Source organism: Arthrobacter sp. 754, assembly GCF_040548695.1.
Lineage (GTDB): Bacteria > Actinomycetota > Actinomycetes > Actinomycetales > Micrococcaceae > Arthrobacter.
This window is the reverse complement of record NZ_JBEPSC010000001.1, coordinates 621,242-641,924: the sequence shown is the minus strand read 5'-3', so window position 1 is coordinate 641,924 and position 20,683 is coordinate 621,242. Positions and strand designations below refer to the sequence as shown.

At 63.0% G+C, this 20,683-nt stretch carries 18 protein-coding genes; 13 read left to right on the top strand and 5 right to left on the bottom strand.

Features of this window, described 5'->3' with window-relative positions; genetic code table 11:
* The first annotated feature begins 99 nt into the window (after nucleotides 1-99).
* Entirely contained in the window at nucleotides 100-1,185 is a 1,086-nt protein-coding gene (ychF, locus tag ABIA70_RS03020) for a redox-regulated ATPase YchF (protein WP_354146110.1), read from the top strand.
* A gap of 135 nt (nucleotides 1,186-1,320) precedes the next feature.
* Complete coding sequence (locus tag ABIA70_RS03015; protein WP_354146109.1) at nucleotides 1,321-1,839, top strand: hypothetical protein; 519 nt, start codon at nucleotides 1,321-1,323, stop codon at nucleotides 1,837-1,839.
* 21 nt (nucleotides 1,840-1,860) lie between these two features.
* Here ABIA70_RS03015 and ABIA70_RS03010 read toward each other — a convergent pair whose 3' ends face one another.
* Nucleotides 1,861-2,901 (bottom strand): LLM class flavin-dependent oxidoreductase, encoded by a 1,041-nt coding sequence (locus tag ABIA70_RS03010; protein WP_354146108.1) that lies wholly within the window; start codon nucleotides 2,899-2,901, stop codon nucleotides 1,861-1,863.
* A 165-nt stretch (nucleotides 2,902-3,066) separates the two neighbouring features.
* On the opposite strand from ABIA70_RS03010, the gene ABIA70_RS03005 reads away from it, so the two are divergent.
* The 6 genes from ABIA70_RS03005 to typA all read left to right on the top strand — a co-directional run bounded on the left by ABIA70_RS03005 (nucleotide 3,067) and on the right by typA (nucleotide 12,709).
* Entirely contained in the window at nucleotides 3,067-4,839 is a 1,773-nt protein-coding gene (locus ABIA70_RS03005) for an ABC transporter family substrate-binding protein (RefSeq protein ID WP_354146107.1), read from the top strand.
* Between the two features lie 259 nt (nucleotides 4,840-5,098).
* On the top strand, nucleotides 5,099-6,784 hold the full coding sequence (locus ABIA70_RS03000) for a peptide ABC transporter substrate-binding protein (protein WP_354146106.1): 1,686 nt from the start codon (nucleotides 5,099-5,101) through the stop codon (nucleotides 6,782-6,784).
* Between the two features lie 126 nt (nucleotides 6,785-6,910).
* The gene (locus ABIA70_RS02995; RefSeq protein WP_354146105.1) at nucleotides 6,911-7,840 is read left to right on the top strand and encodes an ABC transporter permease; all 930 of its coding nucleotides are present in this window, start codon (nucleotides 6,911-6,913) and stop codon (nucleotides 7,838-7,840) included.
* Nucleotides 7,830-8,774 (top strand): ABC transporter permease, encoded by a 945-nt coding sequence (locus tag ABIA70_RS02990; protein WP_354146104.1) that lies wholly within the window; start codon nucleotides 7,830-7,832, stop codon nucleotides 8,772-8,774. Before ABIA70_RS02995 ends, ABIA70_RS02990 begins: the two co-directional genes overlap by 11 nt.
* Nucleotides 8,775-8,785: 11 nt before the next feature.
* Nucleotides 8,786-10,492 carry an ABC transporter ATP-binding protein gene (locus ABIA70_RS02985; protein WP_354146103.1) on the top strand — a complete coding sequence of 569 codons (1,707 nt, stop codon included), beginning with the start codon at nucleotides 8,786-8,788 and terminating at the stop codon, nucleotides 10,490-10,492.
* Nucleotides 10,493-10,780: 288 nt separating this feature from the next.
* On the top strand, nucleotides 10,781-12,709 hold the full coding sequence (typA, locus tag ABIA70_RS02980; protein WP_354146102.1) for a translational GTPase TypA: 1,929 nt from the start codon (nucleotides 10,781-10,783) through the stop codon (nucleotides 12,707-12,709).
* Nucleotides 12,710-12,805: 96 nt separating this feature from the next.
* Here typA and ABIA70_RS02975 read toward each other — a convergent pair whose 3' ends face one another.
* Complete coding sequence (locus ABIA70_RS02975) at nucleotides 12,806-13,048, bottom strand: putative acetyltransferase (protein ID WP_502917153.1); 243 nt, start codon at nucleotides 13,046-13,048, stop codon at nucleotides 12,806-12,808.
* A 131-nt stretch (nucleotides 13,049-13,179) separates the two neighbouring features.
* Here ABIA70_RS02975 and fdxA point away from each other — a divergent pair, with 131 nt between their 5' ends.
* From fdxA to ABIA70_RS02960, 3 genes are all read left to right on the top strand, one after another.
* Nucleotides 13,180-13,503 (top strand): ferredoxin, encoded by a 324-nt coding sequence (fdxA, locus tag ABIA70_RS02970; RefSeq protein WP_108600463.1) that lies wholly within the window; start codon nucleotides 13,180-13,182, stop codon nucleotides 13,501-13,503.
* A 13-nt stretch (nucleotides 13,504-13,516) separates the two neighbouring features.
* Nucleotides 13,517-14,665 carry a succinyldiaminopimelate transaminase gene (gene dapC, locus ABIA70_RS02965; protein WP_354146100.1) on the top strand — a complete coding sequence of 383 codons (1,149 nt, stop codon included), beginning with the start codon at nucleotides 13,517-13,519 and terminating at the stop codon, nucleotides 14,663-14,665.
* Between the two features lie 228 nt (nucleotides 14,666-14,893).
* The gene (locus tag ABIA70_RS02960) at nucleotides 14,894-16,177 is read left to right on the top strand and encodes a citrate synthase (protein ID WP_354146099.1); all 1,284 of its coding nucleotides are present in this window, start codon (nucleotides 14,894-14,896) and stop codon (nucleotides 16,175-16,177) included.
* A 149-nt stretch (nucleotides 16,178-16,326) separates the two neighbouring features.
* Here ABIA70_RS02960 and galE read toward each other — a convergent pair whose 3' ends face one another.
* A complete protein-coding gene (galE, locus tag ABIA70_RS02955; RefSeq protein ID WP_354146098.1) occupies nucleotides 16,327-17,340 on the bottom strand; it encodes a UDP-glucose 4-epimerase GalE in 1,014 nt (337 codons plus the stop codon).
* Between the two features lie 65 nt (nucleotides 17,341-17,405).
* Here galE and ABIA70_RS02950 point away from each other — a divergent pair, with 65 nt between their 5' ends.
* Nucleotides 17,406-18,026 carry a TetR/AcrR family transcriptional regulator gene (locus ABIA70_RS02950; RefSeq protein ID WP_354146097.1) on the top strand — a complete coding sequence of 207 codons (621 nt, stop codon included), beginning with the start codon at nucleotides 17,406-17,408 and terminating at the stop codon, nucleotides 18,024-18,026.
* A 106-nt stretch (nucleotides 18,027-18,132) separates the two neighbouring features.
* Nucleotides 18,133-18,744, top strand: coding sequence for a hypothetical protein (locus ABIA70_RS02945; RefSeq protein ID WP_354146096.1), 612 nt, complete (start codon nucleotides 18,133-18,135; stop codon nucleotides 18,742-18,744).
* 25 nt (nucleotides 18,745-18,769) lie between these two features.
* Here the strand turns inward: ABIA70_RS02945 and ABIA70_RS02940 are convergent, their stop codons facing one another.
* Nucleotides 18,770-19,627, bottom strand: a complete 858-nt coding sequence (locus ABIA70_RS02940) for a transglycosylase SLT domain-containing protein (protein WP_354146095.1) — start codon at nucleotides 19,625-19,627, stop codon at nucleotides 18,770-18,772.
* 7 nt (nucleotides 19,628-19,634) lie between these two features.
* Nucleotides 19,635-20,651: a 2,3,4,5-tetrahydropyridine-2,6-dicarboxylate N-succinyltransferase gene (dapD, locus tag ABIA70_RS02935; protein ID WP_354146094.1), complete on the bottom strand. Its 1,017-nt coding sequence runs from the start codon at nucleotides 20,649-20,651 to the stop codon at nucleotides 19,635-19,637.
* Between the last annotated feature and the right edge of the window lie 32 nt (nucleotides 20,652-20,683).

The window sequence follows — 20,683 nt, the reverse complement described above, 5'->3', positions numbered from 1 at the left end:
AGGCTGTGACAATTTGCGGAACCGACATATTCCACCAGCGCGGTCACCTGCGGCGGCCCCGCGGGCCATTGCCTCCTGCAACCGGTAGAATCAATGCTCGTGGCTCTTACTATCGGCATCGTCGGACTGCCCAACGTCGGCAAATCAACTCTCTTCAACGCACTGACCCGCAACCAGGTGCTGGCAGCGAACTATCCGTTCGCCACCATCGAACCCAATGTCGGCGTCGTGAACCTGCCGGATCCCCGGCTCAAGCAGCTCGCGGAGATCTTCGGCTCCCAGCGCCTGCTGCCCGCACCGGTATCCTTTGTGGACATCGCCGGCATCGTGAAGGGTGCATCCGAGGGTGAGGGCCTGGGCAACAAGTTCCTGGCCAACATCCGTGAGGCCGAAGCCATCGCCCAGGTGGTCCGCGTGTTCGATGACCCGGATGTGATCCACGTGGACGGCAAAGTGGATCCCCGCTCGGACATGGAGACCATCAACACCGAGCTGATCCTGGCCGACCTCCAGACCATCGAAAACGCCATTCCCCGGATCGAAAAAGAAGTCAAGATCAAGAAGCGGGACGCGGCCGAACTGGCAGCCATCCAGGCAGCCCAGAAGGTGCTGGAACGCGGTGACACCATCTTCGCCTCGATCAAGAGCGACAAGCTTGAAATGGAGCACCTCAAAGAACTCAGCCTGCTGACCGCCAAGCCGTTCATCTACGTGTTCAACGCGGACGAAGGCATCCTGGGCAGCCCGGAGAAGCAGGAAGAGCTGCGCGCCATGGTGGCTCCCGCGGATGCCATTTTCCTCGACGCCAAGCTCGAGTCCGACCTCGTTGAGCTGGACGAGGAAGAAGCCCGCGAAATGCTGGAAATGAACGGCCAGGATGAGTCCGGCCTTGACCAGCTGGCCCGCGTAGGTTTCCACACCCTAGGCCTGCAGACCTACCTGACGGCAGGGCCCAAGGAAACGCGTGCATGGACCATTCACCGGGGCGATACCGCGCCGCAGGCCGCGGGCGTCATCCACACCGACTTCCAGCGCGGCTTCATCAAGGCCGAAGTCGTTTCCTTCAACGACCTCATCGAAGCCGGCTCAATGGCCGAAGCCAAATCGCGTGGCAAGGTCCGTATTGAAGGCAAGGAATACGTGATGGCTGACGGCGACGTCGTGGAGTTCCGCTTCAACGTGTAGTTCATGCTGGAAAATCGCGTCCGGGCACAGCCGGGGCGCGATTTTCCATACCCGGCCGGAGTCCATCACAAGGGTTTATCCACATGCCCGAATATGGCGTTTACGTGCGGCCCGCAGTCCGGCGATGCTTGGCCAATGGGAATCCGATATTACGCGTACGCATTCGACGGCAACCTGACAGGTCAAGCGCTTGCCGATCCTCTCAGCTTTCTCTCCGATGATCCGCTCGCCGATGCTTGGGGATTCGACCGCGGTGTCACCATTGCCACCCCGACGTTTAAGCAAACCGTGCCTCGCCGGGACATGCTGTACCTCGACAAAGCCTGGCGGCAGCTGGAGTGCCTCACTGCACCAGCGGAACCAGGCCTGATCGCCCGTCGTGCCCATCGGATGTTCGAGGGCTCAGTGGATATGAACGGCATGGGGTGGGAGCCTTGGGTGCGGACATTGACCCCACCGGATGTCTTGGCTGTCGCGGGGGACCTGGAGCATATCTCCGACAAGGACGTGGAGTTGCGGCTGCGGGAATTGCGTTTCTTCGGTCAGGACTTTGATGATGAGTTCGGCATTGTCGTGAACTACCTTCGGCAGGCGCGGACCTTTACGGCGAACCTCGCTGCGGAGGGACGCGGCATGGTCTACATGATCGGATGATGGCCGCAGACAGTCGGGGAACTACCCGGCCGGAGTCCAGCCCAGGGCGGGCCCCAGTCTGGTGGCCATGTCCGTGAGGATTTGGACGTAATCCTCACGGACGAAGCTGAACGGCAGGGCGAAGGCCACTTCGTCCACCTCCAGAAATCCTGCATGGGCGTACAGCTGTTCGGCGATCTGATCGCTGGTGCCGATGAGGTCGGGGGCGAACAGCATCCCCTTTGGCCCGTGCGGCGCCCGGGTACGGGGAGTGCGTTCATCGACGTACCGCTGGTACTTTTCCCGCTGCTCCGCTGAAGCCGTATCGGTCGGAATCACCACGAGGCCCTGGGAGACCCGGGCCGGTCCGTGCGCCGGAACTGATGCCGCGGCGGCCTCACGGTAGGCGCGGATTTGTGATTGCTGGATCCGGGCAAACGACGGCTCCTGATTGGTGTCGGCGAAGATCACGCTGCTGGATAGCAGATGGAATCCGTGTGCCCCGGCCCAGATCGCCGATTTCCTGCTTGCGGCCCCGTACCAAAGACGTTCCCGCAGCCCGGAAGAGTGCGGCTCCACGCGGTTGGAGAACTCCTCAACAACGCCCTGCTTGCCGGAAAATTCCCGGACCGGCTCGCCTGCAATCAAACGGGCAAGCCGCTCCACGCGTGCGTAGCTGAAGTCCTCCAGCCCGGCGGAGTCCGGGTATAGCTCGTGCTTCACCGTGTCGTAGTGCATTGGTTCACCCACGCTCAGGCCAGGATTGATCCGTCCGCCCGCAAGCAGATCCACGGTGGCCAGGTCCTCGGCCAGGCGCAACGGGTTTTCCCATCCCATCGGGGTGACAGCGGTTCCAAGCTCGATCCGCGACGTGCGCTGACTGGCTGCGGCCATGACCGCGATGGGCGAGGAGATGCCGAACTGCAGATGGCGGTGGCGCAGCCAGGCGCTGTCGAATCCAAGCCGCTCGCCCAGTTCGATGATCCTCAAGGTCGATTCGTGCCCCGCGGCTGGATCCGCAGGATCGAACAGCCCAATAGTGAGGAATCCGAGCTTGCGTAACGGTTGCGAGGAATCGGGCATGGGCTTCCTTCAGGGATCGGTGCACGGCTGATCCTCATGATATGCCGACAGTGACCCATGCCCTGAACAGCTAGAATTCAAGGAAAACAAGGACATTCCACGACGTGCGGGCATAGAGGTCTGTTCCGCTTCAACGTCTGATACCGGACAGGCAAAGGAGACGGCATGCCCCTGAGGCGTTTGATTCAAGTCATCACCGGGGCCGTCGCTGCTGCTCTGGTTCTCTCGGGGTGCTCGGGTTCCGGCGGTTCCGCCCCAGTGGTGGTTGGCGAGACAAACCGTGGCGGCAGCGTGACCGTGGCAGAAGTGAACGCATTTACGTCGTTCAACCCCTTCAGTGCCGACGGAAATACTGACATCAACACCAAGATCGGCCATATCACCCATTCCGGGTTCTACTACGTCGACGACTCTGTCAAAGTGGTCCGGAACGAGAAATTCGGCCGCTACGAGAAGATTTCCGACAAGCCACTAAAAGTGAGGTACACGGTCAACGAGGGCGTGAAATGGTCCGATGGCGCCGCCATCGACGCCGGCGATCTCCTCCTGTCCTGGGCAGCCGGTTCCGGCTACTTCGATGATGCCGACGCATCGGCGGGGACCGGCACCACCTACTTCGCGGCTGCAGGCGACAAGACCGGCCTCGGCGCCACGGTCTTTCCCGAGATCGGGAGCGACGGCCGATCCATAACCCTGGAGTACACCAGCCCATACGCGGACTGGGAGACGGCGTTCGACGTCGGAGTCCCCGCCCACGTCGTAGCCGCTAAAAGCGGCCTGAACGATGAAGCGGACCTCGTTGACCTGATCAAGGAGTCACCCGGGGGCGACCCCACAGATCCCACAGTCAATTCGACGCTCAAGCGCGTCAGCGACTTCTGGAACTCGGGCTTCGACGCCAGGACGCTGCCGGATGACCCCGCGATTTATCTTTCCAGCGGTCCTTACATCGTTCGGGACATCGTTCCCGGCGCGTCGATCAGGCTGGTGCGCAACAGGGACTACGTTTGGGGACCCGAGCCGTTCCTCGATGACATCACTGTCCGCTTCACCGGGGCCGTCCCTGCTGCGGTCGCCGCGCTCAGGAACGGACAGGCCGACATCATTGCCCCTCAGCCAGCGGCCGGTACCCAAAGCCTTTTCGACGGACTGAAGGACCAGGGCAACACCGTAGTGCAGTATAGCCAGGCCGGTTACGACCACCTTGATCTCAAATTCTCCGGCCCGTTCGCCGGCAAGGACGTCCGTCAGGCGTTCCTGGAAACCGTCCCGCGGCAGGAGATCGTGGAGGCAATTGCCGGGAGCGGGTCCGCGGCCGACGCTAAACCACTTGATTCCCAGGTTTTCCTGCCGTCCCACCCCAAGTACCAAGAGACCGTGAAAAACAACGGATCCGACGGGTATTCGGAGGTTGACATCCAGGGCGCAAAGTCGAAGTTGCGTGACGCCGCCCCGACCATCCGGATCCTGTACAACAGGGACAACCCCAACCGGGTGCGTGCTTTCTCCCTGATCCGCGACTCGGCCCGCCTGGCCGGGTTCAAGGTTGAGGACGCCGGGCTTGGCAACACCGAATGGGCGGCCGCACTCCGAAGCGGAAGCTACGATGCTGCGATACTCGGCTGGATCAGCACCGGAATCGGAGTCGGGCGGGTCCCGCAAATCTTCAAGACCGGTGGAGGCAGTAACTTCAACGGCTTCTCCGACCCCGACGCCGACAAAGCCATGGATCAGTTGGCGGCCACCACTGATCTCGCCAAGCAGGACGAGTTGATGGCAGAGGTCGACCGGCGCGTGTGGGACAGCGCCTATGGCCTGCCGCTTTACCAGACCCCGGGAACGGTAGCTTTCAGCAACCGTGTGACGGGAGTGAAGCCCAGTCCGGGCCCCCTCGGCATCTGGTGGAACGTTTGGGAATGGCGTTTAAGCAAGCCGTAGGGGTGTCCTGAGGGGCCAGCTCAGCCTCGATTCGCCGCGCGAACTACCAAGAAGTAACATGTGACGTGCACAACTTCCGGCGCCCGGCTAGTTATCGGCGATTAACTGGTTACGGTTTGGCAACGGTGTACCAGCATTTGGACATTGTGCGGCTAGGCTTCTCGTATATGTAGTCTCCGTCACAGTCCAAACCTGTGACTGACCTGCTGGGGAGCAAAAGATTTCCCCTGAATATCTCCCACAACTCATAGGAGGCGGAATGCGTTTTACGCGCACTTCCAAAGCACTCGGCATGGTGGCAATCGCCGCCCTAGCCTTGACCGGCTGCGGCGCTGGAGGCGGCAGCAATGACGGTGCCAGCCAATCTGCCGGCGACCCGAACAAGGTCATCACTGCCTACAACAGTGAACCCCAGAACCCCTTGCTGCCCGCAAACACCAACGAAACCAACGGTGGCCGGGTAGTTGAACTGCTCTTCGAAGGCCTGCGTGCCTACGACCCCGACGGCAAGCCGGTCAACGCCCTGGCGGAGTCCATTGAGTCGCCGGATGCCCAGAACTGGACCATCAAGGTCAAGCAGGGCCAGAAGTTCACGAACGGCGAGGCGATCACCGCCAAGACGTTCGTTGACTCGTGGAACTTCGCCGCGAACTCCAAGAACCTGCAGAACAACGGCTTCTTCTTCGAGTCCATCGACGGCTATGAGGCGGTTTCCGCAGTCACCACCACCACATCGGCTGACGGCAAAAAGACAAGCACTCCTGCGCCCACCGCCGAAACCATGTCCGGCCTGAAGGCCACGGATGACTCCACCCTTACCGTGAAGCTGGCACAGCCGGAGGCCGACTGGTCGCTTCGCCTCGGCTACTCGGCCTTCTACCCGCTGCCGTCCGCAGCCTTGGCTGACCCCAAGACCTACGGCGAAAACCCGGTAGGCAATGGCCCGTACAAGTTCGAAAAGACCGGTGCCTGGGTCCACGACCAGTCCATCTCGCTGGTGAAGAACGCTGACTACAGCGGTCCCCGGGCAGCGAAGAACGGTGGCGTGACCTTCAAGTTCTACACGGACCCGAGCCCCGCCTACACGGATATCCAGGCCGACAACCTGGACATCACCGACGTGCTGCCCTCCAACGCCACGAAGACCTTCGCGACTGACTTCCCGGACCGCAACGCCAGCAAGCCCGTAGCCACAAACGGCACGCTGAACATCCCCGGCTACAACGTCAACTTCCAGGGCGAAGCCGGAAAGCTGCGCCGCCAGGCCCTCTCTTACGCGATCAACCGCGAGGAAATCACCAAGGTGGTCTTCAACGGAACCCGCACCCCGGCCAAGGGCTTCGCCCCGCCGGTCATCGATGGTTTCAAGGAGAACATCCCGGGCAGCGAAGTCCTGAAGTTCGACGCCGCCAAGGCCAAGGACCTGTGGGCCCAGGCTGAAAAGATCCAGCCGTACGACAGCTCAAAGCCGCTCCAGATCGCCTCCAACACCGATGGCGGACACAAGGAATGGATTGACGCCGTAGCCAACGGTTTCAAGAACAACCTCGGCATCCAGGCTGAAATCCAGCCCTTCGCCAAGTTCGCCGAAGTCCTCAACCTCCGCAAATCCCAGTCCCTCCCCGGTCTGACCCGCGCAGGGTGGCAGGGTGACTACCCGTCGCTCTACAACTTCCTCGGACCGGTCTGGGCCACGGGCGCTTCCTCCAACTACGAGAAGTACTCGAACCCGGAGTTCGACAAGCTCCTCAAGGAAGGCCTTGCCGCCAAGTCCACCACTGAGGCGAACGACAAGTTCAACAAGGCACAGGAGATCCTTTTCAAGGACCTTCCCGGCCTGCCGCTCTGGGATTACGCGAAGCCGATTGTGTGGAGCAACAACGTTGTGAAGGCCGAGACCGGCTGGAACGGCGGAGTCCTGTACTACAACATCACGGCCAAGTAATCACCACGATCTAACTTGCCGACAGGCGTTTTGGGGGTCCGGTCAACAGCCGGGCCCCCATTGTCCTGTACGGCAGGAAGGCACAAATGTCATCCCTTGCTTCCCTCCCGGAAGGCCGGTGATCCAGTGGTCCGCTTTATTCTTCGCCGGCTGCTCCAGGTAATTCCCGTCTTCCTAGGCACCACCCTGCTGGTCTATTACATGGTCTTCGCCCTCCCAGGTGACCCGATTGCGGCATTGTTCGGCGACCGCCAGCCACCGCAGGCGGTCATTGACACCCTGCGGACCCAGTACCACCTGGATGAACCGTTCTGGGTTCAGTACGGCATTTTCCTCAAGAACCTCTTCACCCTTAATCTGGGCAACGACTTCACCGGTCAGCCGATTGCGGCCACCCTGGGCAGGGTCTTCCCGGTCACGGCCATGCTGGCCGTAGAAGCCCTCATCATCCAGGCAGTCTTTGGGGTGGCCTTCGGCGTGTTTTCCGGTCTCCGCCGCGGCGGCTGGTTTGACTCCACAGTCCTGGTCGTCTCCCTTTTCGTTATCGCGGTCCCCACGTTCGTCCTGGGCTTCGTCTTCCAACTGGTCTTCGGCGTCAAACTGGGCTGGGCAAAACCCACTGTTGGTGCGAATGCGGACTGGGGCAACCTGCTGTTGCCCGCCGTCGTTCTGGGCCTGGTGTCGTTTGCGTACGTTCTGCGACTGACCCGCGCTTCGGTCAGTGAGAGCATGAACGCGGACTACGTCCGGACAGCCACAGCCAAGGGACTTTCCCGTCCCCGCGTTGTCATGGCCCACATCCTGCGCAATTCGCTGATCCCCGTGGTGACGTACCTTGGCGCGAACCTCGGCGGCCTCATGGGCGGCGCCATTGTCACGGAAGGTATCTTCAACGTTCCGGGAGTTGGAAACAAGCTATACCAGGCCGTTCTCCGGACCGAGGGTCCCACCATCGTTTCGATCGTCAGCGTGCTGGTGCTCGTCTTTGTGGTGGCCAACCTCCTCGTTGACCTCCTGTACGCCTGGCTCGACCCGAGGATCCGTTATGACCAGTAATCACAACCACTTTGTGGCGCCCATCGACGAGACACCGTTGCTGGCAACTGACGCCGTAAAGAACGACCAGGCACCGCTCAGCCTGTGGTCCGACGCCTGGCGGAAGCTCCGGCGTCGTCCGCTGTTCATCATTTCTGCGCTGCTCATCATTGCCCTGACGGTCATCGCACTGTTCCCGGGCCTGCTTTCGCAGGTAGCGCCGAACGATGGCTGCGAATTGGCCAACTCGGAGGCCGGTCCCACGGCCGGACACCCCTTCGGGTTCACGTTCCAGGGCTGCGACATCTACTCCCGCGTCATCCACGGAACCCAGGCGTCGCTGTCTGTGGGCGTTCTGTCCGTGCTGTGCGTGCTGATTATCGGCGTGACATTCGGGGCACTCGCCGGTTTCTACGGCGGCTGGCTCGACATCGTTCTTGCCCGTCTCGGTGACATCTTCTTCGCGTTGCCTTTGATTCTCGGCGCTCTGGTGATCACGCAGCTGCCGCTGTTCCGGGAGAACAAGAGCGTCTGGACCGTCGTGCTTGTCATCTCGCTCCTCGCCTGGCCCCAGATGGCACGCATCACCCGCGGTGCGGTCATTGAGGTGCGCAATGCCGACTTCGTCACGGCGGCCCGCTCGCTCGGCGTCTCCAGGTTTGGCGCCTTGATCCGCCACGTCCTGCCAAACGCCCTAGCGCCGATCATCGTGCTTGCCACCTTGGAACTGGGTGTGTTCATCGTGGCCGAAGCGACCCTATCGTTCCTGGGCATCGGCCTTCCCGAGGGCGTTATGTCCTGGGGGCATGACATCGCCGCAGCTCAGTCCTCCATTCGGACCAAGCCGGAAATCATGCTCTACCCCGCGGCGGCTCTGTCCATAACAGTGCTGAGCTTTATCATGCTCGGCGACGCCGTCCGTGACGCCCTCGACCCGAAGAGCCGGCAGCGATGAAAGACAAGAAGATGACAATTCCAGAGATCCGCGTCGACGAGACGGGGTACGCCGGCACCAGGCCGCTCCTGGAAATCCGCGACCTCGCCATCACGTTCAAGACCGGCGGCGGCGACGTCCAGGCGGTCCGGAACGCCCACCTGACCATCATGCCCGGCGAAACCGTGGCCATCGTGGGGGAGTCGGGATCAGGTAAGTCCACTACTGCCCTTGCCGCCATCGGTCTCCTGCCGAACAATGGCAGTGTTTCCGCCGGTCAGATCCTGCTCGACGGCGAGGACATCGCCCATGCCACTGAGCAGCGGATGATCGAACTGCGCGGCAACACCATTGGCATGGTCCCGCAGGACCCCATGTCCAACCTGAACCCGGTCTGGAAGATCGGTTACCAGGTCAAGGAAACCCTCAGGGCAAACGGCCGTCCCAGCGGGCCCGATGACATTGCCAAAGTACTGTCCGAGGCGGGTTTGCCGGATGCTCACCGGCGTGCAAAGCAGTATCCGCACGAATTCTCCGGCGGCATGCGGCAGCGTGCGCTGATCGCCATCGGACTGTCGTGCCAGCCGCGGCTTCTGATCGCCGATGAGCCGACGTCGGCGCTGGACGTCACGGTCCAGCGACAGATCCTGGATCACCTTGACACCATGACCACCGAACTGGGGACGTCCGTCCTGCTCATTACCCACGACCTGGGGCTTGCGGCAGAGCGTGCTGACAAAGTTGTGGTCATGTACCGGGGGCAGGTGGTGGAGGCCGGTCCTTCGCTGGAGTTGCTCCGGAATCCGCAGCACCCGTACACCAAGCGGCTGGTTGAGTCGGCGCCGTCACTGGCGAGCCGAAGGATCCAGGTCGCCAAGGAACAGGGCGTGGAAGCCTCAGACCTGCTCGCGCCGGCCGCGGAAACGTCCGTTTCGGAGAACGTGCTGCAGATCCAGGACCTGCGCAAGGTCTACAAGCTCCGCCAGGGCCTGGGGAAGACGACGGATTTCGCGGCCGTGGACGGGGTGAGCTTCGACGTGAAGCGGGGCACCACCACCGCGATCGTGGGCGAGTCCGGCTCCGGCAAATCCACCGTGGCAAAGATGGTGCTGCAGCTGGAGAAGCCGACGGACGGGAAGATCCTGTTCGACGGCGTCGACACGTCGCTGCTGAAGGCCAAGGAACTGTTCAAGTTCAGGCGGCGGGTGCAGCCGATCTTCCAAGATCCGTACGGCTCACTGGACCCGATGTACAACATTTTCCGTACCATTGAGGAGCCCCTGCGGGTCCACAAAATCGGGGACGCAGCCAGCCGGGAGAAGAAGGTCCGCGAGCTGCTCGACCAGGTATCGCTGCCGCAGTCCACCATGCAGCGTTATCCGAATGAGCTTTCAGGCGGCCAGCGCCAGCGTATTGCGATCGCACGCGCTTTGGCCCTGGACCCCGAAGTGATCATCTGCGACGAGGCTGTCTCGGCACTGGACGTTCTTGTCCAGGCCCAGGTACTCAATCTCCTGGCGGACCTGCAGACCAATTTGGGGCTGACCTACCTGTTCATCACCCACGACCTGGCTGTGGTCCGGCAGATTGCCGACCACGTGTGCGTAATGGAAAAGGGAAAGCTGGTGGAGACGGGCTCCACGGACGAGGTCTTCGACGCTCCGCAGCAGGATTACACCAAGGCACTGCTGAACGCCATCCCGGGAGCGAAGCTCATGCTCCCGCCCGAGGTGGCCTGACGCTTCGTTTGATTGAGTGGTTGGAGTCGGCGCCCTTGGGGCGCCGGCTCCATCCTTTTTCGCCCACCAAGCCCCGGATTCCCGTGAGCTTGGTCACCTAGGCGGCCGTGATGGGCGGCACTCTAACCCCCGCGGAGGAGGGTCCCGCTGCGATTTTTAGGCCAATAAAACCCTCAGCGTCTAGAATGATGGAAGGCGCCCTGTGTTAATGGGCCAATCCGTCGTGCGTTCCGGTTGGAAATGCGGCGATACAACAGCTGACTTCACCACTGAATCGAGCAATAACGCATGTCTGAAACCACCACCAACACTGCGGTAGCCACTGCATCACGCAGTGACCTGCGTAACGTCGCGATCGTGGCCCACGTTGACCACGGCAAGACCACTCTGGTCGACGCCATGCTCAAGCAGACCAACTCCTTTGCCGAACACAACCACCTTGAAGACCGCGTCATGGACTCCGGTGACCTTGAGAGGGAAAAGGGCATCACCATCCTGGCCAAGAACACCACCGTGGCCTACAACGGACCGTCGTCCAATGGTGAAACCATCACCATCAACGTGATCGACACCCCCGGCCACGCCGACTTCGGTGGCGAAGTGGAGCGCGGCCTGTCCATGGTGGACGGCGTTGTACTCCTCGTTGACGCTTCCGAGGGCCCGCTGCCCCAGACCCGCTTCGTGCTGCGCAAGGCCCTGGCCGCGCACCTGCCGGTCATCCTGCTGGTCAACAAAACGGACCGCCCCGACTCCCGCATCGAGGAAGTCGTCCACGAGTCCATGGACCTCCTCCTGGGCCTCGCCTCTGACCTTGCGGATGAAGTTCCGGACCTGGACCTGGACAAGATCCTCGAAGTTCCGGTTGTCTACGCAGCCGCCAAGGTAGGCCGTGCCTCCCTCGTGCAGCCTGCAGATGGCTCCGCCCCGGACAACGAGAACCTTGAGCCGCTGTTCAAAGCCATCATCGAGCACATCCCCGCGCCTACGTACAACCCGAATGGCGTGCTCCAGGCACACGTGACCAACCTCGACGCCTCCCCGTTCCTGGGCCGCCTCGCTCTGCTGCGCATCTACAACGGAACACTGCGCAAGGGCCAGACCGTTGCCTGGGCCCGCGCCAACGGCGAGCTCAAGAACGTCAAGATCACCGAACTGCTGGCTACCAAGGCCCTGGACCGTGTTCCGGCCGAGTCCGCCGGCCCGGGCGAAATCGTCGCCGTCGCCGGCATCGAGGAAATCACCATTGGTGAGACGCTGACCGATGTAGACAACCCGCAGCCGTTGCCGCTGATCACCGTGGATGATCCCGCGATCTCCATGACCATCGGTATCAACACCTCGCCGCTGGCTGGCCGGGTCAAGGGCGCCAAGGTCACGGCCCGCCAGGTGAAAGACCGCCTGGACAAGGAACTGATCGGTAACGTCTCCATCAAGGTTCTCCCCACTGAGCGTCCCGACGCCTGGGAAGTCCAGGGCCGTGGCGAGCTCGCGCTTGCCATCCTGGTTGAGCAGATGCGCCGTGAGGGCTTCGAACTGACGGTCGGCAAGCCGCAGGTTGTCACGAAGACCGTCGACGGCAAGATCCACGAGCCGATGGAACACATGACCATTGACGTACCGGAAGAGTACCTCGGTGCCGTCACCCAGCTGATGGCAGCCCGCAAGGGCCGCATGACCAACATGGCAAATCACGGCACCGGCTGGTGCCGGATGGAGTTCATCGTTCCGGCCCGTGGCCTGATCGGCTTCCGCACCAAGTTCCTCACCGACACCCGCGGTGCCGGCATTGCTTCCTCCATCGCCGAGGGCTACGAGCCGTGGGCCGGCCCCATCGAGTACCGCACCAACGGTTCGATCGTGGCTGACCGCTCTGGCGTGGTCACCCCGTTCGCGATGATCAAGCTCCAGGAACGCATGTCATTCTTCGTGCAGCCCACCTCCGAGGTCTACGAAGGCATGATCGTTGGCGAGAACTCACGCGCCGATGACATGGACGTGAACATCACCAGGGAAAAGCAGCTCACCAACATGCGTGCAGCGTCCTCGGACACCTTTGAGAACATGACCCCGCCGCGCAACCTGACCCTGGAAGAATCCTTGGAATTCGCCCGCGAAGACGAGTGCGTTGAGGTGACCCCGGAGTCCATCCGTATCCGGAAGCTCATCCTGGACGCCAGCGAACGCGCCAAGTCCAACCGCGCCCGCGCGAAGGTCTAAGCGCTAAGAGCCAACAAAACTGCCGGTACGGCGAGCGGGATACCCGCCGTCGTACCGGCAGTTTCTTTTTTGCCTGAAGCCAGCCGCGTGTGGAACTCAGCCGCGGGGGCGCCGTCGCGGCGGGGCGGGCGGCACTTCCTTCGCCGCCACCACGAGCTCCAAGGGGATCACGACGTCGGCCTGCCGCGTGCGGACCGTGCAGTGGCCGTCGTCGCAGGCCACCAGCAGCCCCAGCGCGTCGGTCAGGCCGCCGTCAATACGGTAGCGGACCACCACCCGGGTTCCCGCCGTAGCAGCAGCCAGGAATTCCGCGGGCGAAGGCGTAGTGAGACTCACCACTTCATACTAAGTGGGCTGGCTAGGTTCGCGGGAACGGGCTGGGAGATAATAGGCTCAGTAGTCAACAGTCCGGCCCACCGTGCCGGATTCAGAGCCGGCGGCCGCCGGAAAATCGTGGAGAGGCAAGGGACGTGACGTACGTAATCGCGCAGCCGTGTGTAGATGTCAAGGACAAGGCATGCATCGAAGAATGCCCCGTTGATTGCATCTATGAGGGTGAGCGTTCCCTGTACATCCATCCGGATGAGTGCGTCGACTGTGGGGCCTGTGAACCGGTGTGTCCGGTCGAGGCAATTTACTACGAGGATGACACCCCCGAAGAGTGGGCCGATTACTACAAGGCCAACGTCGAGTTCTTCGATGACCTGGGCTCGCCCGGCGGCGCTGCCAAGATCGGCAACACCGGCAAGGACCACCCGATGATCGCCGCCCTTCCGCCGCAGAACCAAGACTGACCCGGGCCCACCGTTGACCGCAGCCGTGAACAGCTTTGGCCTGAACCTGCCCGACTACCCTTGGGAGGCGATGGCGCCGTACCTTGCCAAGGCTTCGGAGTACCCTGGCGGGGCCGTGAATCTCTCCATCGGCACTCCGGTGGACCCGACCCCCGCTTTGATCCAGGAAGCCCTGAGGGCCGCGGCGAATGCCCCCGGCTACCCCACGGTCCACGGCGCGGTTCCGCTGCGGGAGGCCATCGCGGCATGGTTCGAACGTCGCCGGGGCGTTCCCGGACTGGACCCGAAGGACATCATGCCCACGGTCGGTTCCAAGGAACTGGTGGCGTGGCTGCCGCTGCTGTTGGGGCTCAAGCCGGGCGACGTCGTCGTCCGTCCCAAAGTTGCCTACCCCACCTATGACATCGGGGCCACGTTTGCCGGCGTCACGTCGGTCGCCACGGACAACCTCGACGAACTCGATGATGCTACCCGCGCACGCGTGCGGCTGATCTGGGTCAATTCACCGGGAAACCCCACCGGCAGTGTCCGGGACGTTGCGTCCCTGAAGGCGCTGGTGGCGCAGGCGCGGGAAATCGGTGCCGTCGTGGCGTCGGACGAGTGCTACGCCGAGCTCGGTTGGGGCAGCTGGGACGTTCAACGGGGCGGTCAGCCGGTGCCCAGCATCCTGGACCCCCGCGTGGCCGGCGGCTCCCATGAGGGGCTCCTGGCCGTTTACTCACTGAGCAAGCAGTCCAACGTGGCCGGTTACCGCGCGGCCTTTGTGGCCGGCGATCCCGTGATCATGGCCAATCTGGTCAACAGCCGCAAACACGCGGGCATGATCGTTCCGTACCCGGTGCAGGAGGCCATGCGCGTGGCCCTGGGCGATGACGCCCATGTCAATACGCAGAAGGACCTTTACCGCGGCCGCCGGGAGCGCCTGTTGCCCGCACTGCAGGAATTCGGCCTGGAGATCAAGGAATCCGACGCCGGACTGTACCTTTGGTCCACCGCAGGGGAGAGCACCTGGGAGAGCGTGGACCGTCTCGCTGCCCGCGGCATTGTGGTGGGGCCGGGCGTGTTCTACGGCGAGGCAGGCAACGGATTTGTGCGTGTTGCGCTCACCGGCACTGACGAGCGGATCGACGCAGCAGTCGCCCGGCTGGCCGCCACGCCGTAACAATGGTGTGACTCGCGCCACAATGACCGCCGTTTGCGGGCATTTCGGCCGTCGTCGATTAGTGGCACACGCCAGGGGGCGGTACTTTTTAAGTGACTATCAATGGTGGCTTTCTACAAGATGGCAGCCCGGGTGTTGTAATCCTGAACGATCAGGGACAGTGCGCGGCTCACCGGATGTTGGATCAAGCTTTCGACAGAGGCCCAGACGCCTCATGAAGGGGACTCCATGACTGAGACCAACAGCGCAACCCTGCACCATGCAGGTGGCGAGCTCAAGCTCCCGCGCATCCAGGTTGTTGAAGGAAACGAAGGCTACGACGTTTCCAAGTTGCTCAAGCAGACGGGCGCAGTCACTTTTGACCCCGGCTTCATGAACACCGCGGCAACTACTTCCGCTATTACCTACATCGACGGCGATGCCGGAATCCTGCGCTACCGCGGATACCCCATCGAGCAGCTGGCACAGCACTCGAGCTTCCTGGAAGTGTCCTACCTGCTGATCTACGGCAACCTGCCCACGCCGGCCGAACTGGACGCATTCGACCAGAAGATCCGCCGCCACACACTGCTGCACGAGGAGCTCAAGGGCTTCTTCGGCGGCTTCCCGCGTGACGCCCACCCCATGCCCGTGCTGTCTTCGGCGGTTTCTGCGCTGTCCACGTTCTACCAGGACTCCCTGGACCCGTTCAACGCTGAACAGGTGGAAGTCTCCACGATCCGCCTCATGGCCAAGATGCCGGTCATCGCTGCCTACGCGCTGAAGAAGAGCATTGGCCAGCCGATGCTGTACCCGGACAACTCGCACAACCTGGTGGAGAACTTCCTGCGGCTGAGCTTCGGCCTGCCGGCAGAGCAGTACGAGGTGGACCCGGTCATCGCCAAGGCACTGGACCTGCTGCTGATCCTGCACGCGGACCACGAGCAGAACTGTTCAACCTCCACCGTGCGCCTGGTCGGTTCTTCGAACGCCAACCTGTTCGCATCGGTTTCGGCAGGCATCAACGCCCTCTTCGGTCCCGCCCACGGCGGCGCCAACGAAGCAGTGCTGAAGATGCTCCGCCAGATCCAGGCCGACGGCACCAAGCCCGAGGACTACATGGAGAAGGTCAAGAACAAGGAAGACGGCGTCCGCCTCATGGGCTTCGGACACCGTGTCTACAAGAATTACGATCCCCGCGCCAAGATCGTCAAGGCCACTGCCCACGAGATCCTCACCAAGCTCGGCGGCAACGACGAACTGCTGGATATCGCCATGCGGCTCGAAGAGAAGGCGCTGAACGATGACTACTTCATCCAGCGAAAGCTCTACCCGAACGTGGACTTCTACACCGGCCTGATCTACAAGGCCATGGGCTTCCCGGAGAAGATGTTCACGGTGCTGTTCGCCATCGGCCGCCTGCCGGGCTGGATCGCCCAGTGGCGTGAAATGATCAGCGATCCCAACACCAAGATCGGCCGCCCGCGCCAGCTGTACATCGGCGAACCCGAGCGCGATTACCCGGTGCGCTGATCCACACCAACTGAATTACGACGTCGGCCGGTAACCTTCTCCGCGAAGGTGACCGGCCGACGTCGTTAAGCCCCACTAACAGCAACGCGGGGTCACTCCACGCCCAATAAAACGTCCCGGAAGGGCGTTAAGTGACTCCGCGTTGGCGTTTAAGAGGCGTAGCCGAGGGGATTGTTCTTCTGCCAGCGCCAGTGGTCCTCGCACATCTGGTCCACTGTCTTGGTGGTGGACCAGCTGAGGTCGGCGAGGGCGGAGGTGGCGTCGGCCCAGAAGGCGGGGAGGTCGCCGGCGCGCCGTGCGGTGATCTCGTAGGGGATCGGCTGGCCCACGGCCTTCTCGAAGGAGCGCAGGACTTCCAAGACGGAGGATCCCTTGCCGGAGCCAAGGTTCCAGCGGAAGACGCCTGCGCGCTCTGCTACGTGGTTGAGCGCGGCCACGTGCCCGCCGGCGAGGTCGACGACGTGGATGTAGTCCCGGAGGCAGGTTCCGTCGGGGGTGTCGTAGTCGCCGCCGAAGACCATCAGTTTCTCGCGGCGCCCCACCGCTACCTGGGCGATGAAGGGCACCAGGTTGTTGGGGATGCCCTGGGGGTCCTCGCCGATCCGGCCGGACGGGTGGGCGCCCACCGGGTTGAAGTAGCGCAGCAGGGCTATATGCCAGCGGGGATCGGCGTCGCCGAGGTCCGAGAGGATGTCCTCGATCTGTTCCTTGGTGCGGCCGTAAGGGTTGTTGGCGCCGATTTCCATCTTTTCCACGTAGGGGATGGGATTGTGCTCGCCGTAGACGGTGGCGGAGGAGCTGAAGACGATGGAGCGGACGTCGTGGCGGTCCATGACCCGGATCAGGTTCAGGGTGCCCACGAGGTTGTTGTAGTAGTACTTCAGCGGTTCCCGGACGGACTCGCCCACGGCCTTGAGCCCGGCGAAGTGGATGACGGCGTCGATCGCGTTGGCGGCGAAGACGCGTTCGACTGCTGCCTCGTCAACCAGGTCCACGTTGTGGAAGTCAGCGGTTTTGCCACTGAGCTCGGCAACCCGGCGCAGGGATTCCTCGCTGGAGTTCACCAGATTGTCGACGACCACCACGTCATGACCGGCTTCCTGCAGGGACAAAACAGTGTGGGAGCCGATGTACCCGGTGCCACCTGTGACCAGAATTTTCATGCCCCCAACGCTATCCCACATCCGTGGATAAGTGGATTACCGCACGGGTGTGCTAAATAGTACTAGTGCCTAAAATTGTTGATGCCGAAGCCCGGCGCACGGATATTGTTGCAGCGGTCTTCCGGATCATCGCCGTGGATGGGCTGGAGCGCGCTTCGCTGCGGGAGGTTGCAGACGAGGCGGGCCTCGCGGTTGGCTCCGTCCGGCATTACTTTGCCGGCAGCGAGGAAATGCTCAGTCACTCCTTCGCCGTGGTGGTGGACCGCATAACGGCCCGGCTCCAGGCCGCACTGCCTGCCGTCACTGAGAACACAAGCGCCAGTGGTCAGCACCGCGAGGCCGTATTAACCCTGCTGGGTGAACTCCTGCCCCTCGATGAGGAGCGGGCAGTGGACATCTGCGTCTGGATGGCCTTCCGGAACGCTGCCCGGATCCGTCCCTTCCTGGCCCCGATCGGGGACCGGAGCCACCGGGAGGTGGCCGCCGTCATCGGGCAGGTGGTCAGCAGCCTCGTGACGGACGACGGCGACGGGCACCACCCGCTGGTGGTCGAGGCCGAGCGCCTGCTGGCCACCATCGACGGGCTGTGCATGCACGCCCTCCTGCAGCCCGAATGGATGACGGCGGCAATGTGCCGCGACGTCCTGGAGCGGCATTTGACCAGCCTGGCTGTCCCGGTGGCCTGACCAACTGTCGGCCGACACGTCCGGCGGCATCGGGAATAGACTGGGAGGCGGGGGAGCGGAGCCGGGGCACCCGCGCCGGATCAGGCAGGCCACAGGAGGAATAGGGATGAACCAAATTGGCGGTTCCGACTGGCAGATCACCACGGATACATCCGGGCCGCTGATGATTGCACTGTTTGTCCGAGACACGGCCGGCCTTGACGGTGCCGGTCACCCGGCGTTGTCGCACGCGTCTCCCAAAATCCGGCCCTCGGACCATTCACATCTCACTGCAGAGGTAGGCGGACTGAGCGCGCTCAAGACTGAGTGGGAAGCCTGGTGGGAGCAGTTACTGAAGGCGTATCCACAGACATCGCCGGAGCTGACCCCGCCTGAATTTGAGGCCTTCGGCAATTCCCCGGCACTCCAGCGCGTCCTGCAGGCACACTTCGGTGCCGCCCTGACGTGGGCCCGCGAACGCCGCAGTGAATATGCCCGGCTTGAAGCTGAGCGCGTGGCCAGCGGATCAGACCAGCTGTTGGGCGAAATGGTGGGTGACCGGCTGATGGAGGTTGGCCGCAAGGCCAGGGACTTCAACCTGACCATTATTGAGCTGCCATTGGATGAGCAGCGGGCCTGGTATCTGGAGCCGGACAAGATTCTCATGAGCCACGAGCTGATGTCCCAGCCGGAACTCTTCCGCAGCTACGTCCAGCCGGTGGTGGAGATCCTGGTCTGAGGAAGCTGCATCCGCATGGCGGTCCTCAGGTGCCTGTGCCTGCCGGTGCCACCGTGATCCGGACCTGGCCATCCGCAGCGTCCGACTCCTGCCATCCGTCAGCATCCTGACGCTGCCAGCTCCTGCCTGAGACATCAACCCGCGTCACCGCCAGTTCCTTGGCGTTGGCAACCGCCCACTGAGCCACGGACCAGGCCTGGCTGCCGCTGGCCTCAACCACCAGTGTGTCGCCTTCCGTGACGGTGCCAAGGGGCCCGTACGCCGCGGCAAGCCCGCTCTCAACTGTCGACGGGAGGCCGGCCTCCTGCGGCGCGCGCAGAGTACAGCGCACAGACTCCGGGGTTTGTCCCGTCAGGCCTGAGGCGAACGAGCGGCCCATGTCCTCGTGCTGGGCATACGCGCGGGGATACGCCGAGCGCTGGACCCGCTGGGCGGCGTCGGTAATCTCCAGTGACTCATAGGCGGGAATTTTGACCAGAGCATCGTAGAAGGCGTTGGTGGCGTAGTAAGGATCCATGACCTGAGCCTCCGTTCCCCACCCCTGCGAGGGCCGTTGCTGGAACAGCCCGCGGGAATCGGGGCCGGCCTGATCGCCGTGCACGATGTTGCGCAGCTTGGACTCCTGCATGGCCGTAGCGAGGGCGATGCTGGCAGCCCGCGGCGGAAGCCCGCGCCGCACGGCCAGAGCCGTGATCAGGGCGGCATTACCAGCCTGGTCGGTTGCCAGCTCGGCGCTCTGCGTACCGACGTCGGCTGTGCAGCGCTCCGTAACCAGGGTTTCGGAGCGCTGCAGGAAGGACACAGCTGTATAGATCCCGCCGCCTACCAGAGCCAGAGTCAGCAGAAGCACGGCAAAGCGCCGTACACCACGTCCACGTGCCACTGACAGGTCAGTTAGCGTGGAGGGCGTCGTTGAGTTCCACGGTCTGGCCCTTGCGCGGCAGCGCCTCCACGGCGCCGGTGGTGGAGTTGCGCCGGAACAGGAGGTTGGGGACGCCGGACAGTTCAGCGGCCTTCACGATTTTGGTGGTGTCTTCGCCGACCTCGTCCTTGGGGCCGGGAACGCGGACACGGGTTCCTGCCGTGACGTAGAGCCCTGCTTCCACCACCGAGTCGTCGCCGATGCTGATACCGACGCCGGAGTTGGCGCCCAGCAGGACGCGTTGGCCGATGGAGATTTTTTCCTTGCCGCCACCGGAGAGAGTGCCCATGATCGATGCGCCGCCGCCCACGTCACTGCCGTCGCCTGCGACAACGCCGGCGGAGATGCGGCCCTCGACCATGGACGTGCCCAGCGTGCCGGCATTGAAGTTCACGAAGCCTTCGTGCATGACGGTGGTGCCTTCGGCGAGGTGGGCGCCAAGGCGGACGCGGTCGGCGTCGGCAATCCGGACACCGGAGGGCACCACGTAATCCACCATGCGGGGAAACTTGTCGATTCCGTAGACGGTGACAGCGCCGCGGCGGCGCAGCTTGGCACGGGTCAGTTCGAAGCCCTCCACGGCGGCGGGCCCGAAGTTGGTCCAGACGACGTTGGCGAGTTTGCCGAAGACGCCGTCCAGATTGATGCTGTTGGGCTTGACCAGGCGGTGGGACAGTAGGTGCAGACGCAGGTAGGCATCGGCTGTGTCGGCGGGTGCTTCGTCCAGGTTGATCTGGACGAAGACCACCTTCTGCTCGGTCCCGCGGTCCGGGTCGGTGCCGTCTTCGGCAAGCCGGAGGAGGGTTTCGTCCGCGTTTTCCACCGCGCGCAGCTTTTCGGCGGCAATGCCCAGGGCCGGGGCAGGGAACCAGACGTCGAGGACGGTTCCGGCGGCTACGGTAGCCAGGCCGAAGCCGTAGGCGGAGCGTTCGTCGGTGGTGGTGTTCTGGTTTTCGGGCACGGCAGAAGTAGCGGTCTCAGTCATGGCCCCAGTCTAGCGAGAGGCGGCCACCCGGT

What these genes read in the sequence shown, in the direction of transcription:
- ABIA70_RS03015 (WP_354146109.1), top strand. Translation starts at nt 1,321, where the DNA reads ATGGGAATCCGATATTACGCGTACGCATTCGACGGCAACCTGACAGGT.
- ABIA70_RS03010 (WP_354146108.1), bottom strand. Translation starts at nt 2,901, where the DNA reads ATGCCCGATTCCTCGCAACCGTTACGCAAGCTCGGATTCCTCACTATT.
- ABIA70_RS02945 (WP_354146096.1), top strand. Translation starts at nt 18,133, where the DNA reads ATGAACCAAATTGGCGGTTCCGACTGGCAGATCACCACGGATACATCC.
- ABIA70_RS03005 (WP_354146107.1), top strand. Translation starts at nt 3,067, where the DNA reads ATGCCCCTGAGGCGTTTGATTCAAGTCATCACCGGGGCCGTCGCTGCT.
- ABIA70_RS02985 (WP_354146103.1), top strand. Translation starts at nt 8,786, where the DNA reads ATGACAATTCCAGAGATCCGCGTCGACGAGACGGGGTACGCCGGCACC.
- typA (WP_354146102.1), top strand. Translation starts at nt 10,781, where the DNA reads ATGTCTGAAACCACCACCAACACTGCGGTAGCCACTGCATCACGCAGT.
- dapD (WP_354146094.1), bottom strand. Translation starts at nt 20,651, where the DNA reads ATGACTGAGACCGCTACTTCTGCCGTGCCCGAAAACCAGAACACCACC.
- galE (WP_354146098.1), bottom strand. Translation starts at nt 17,340, where the DNA reads ATGAAAATTCTGGTCACAGGTGGCACCGGGTACATCGGCTCCCACACT.
- ABIA70_RS02960 (WP_354146099.1), top strand. Translation starts at nt 14,894, where the DNA reads ATGACTGAGACCAACAGCGCAACCCTGCACCATGCAGGTGGCGAGCTC.
- ABIA70_RS02990 (WP_354146104.1), top strand. Translation starts at nt 7,830, where the DNA reads ATGACCAGTAATCACAACCACTTTGTGGCGCCCATCGACGAGACACCG.
- ABIA70_RS03000 (WP_354146106.1), top strand. Translation starts at nt 5,099, where the DNA reads ATGCGTTTTACGCGCACTTCCAAAGCACTCGGCATGGTGGCAATCGCC.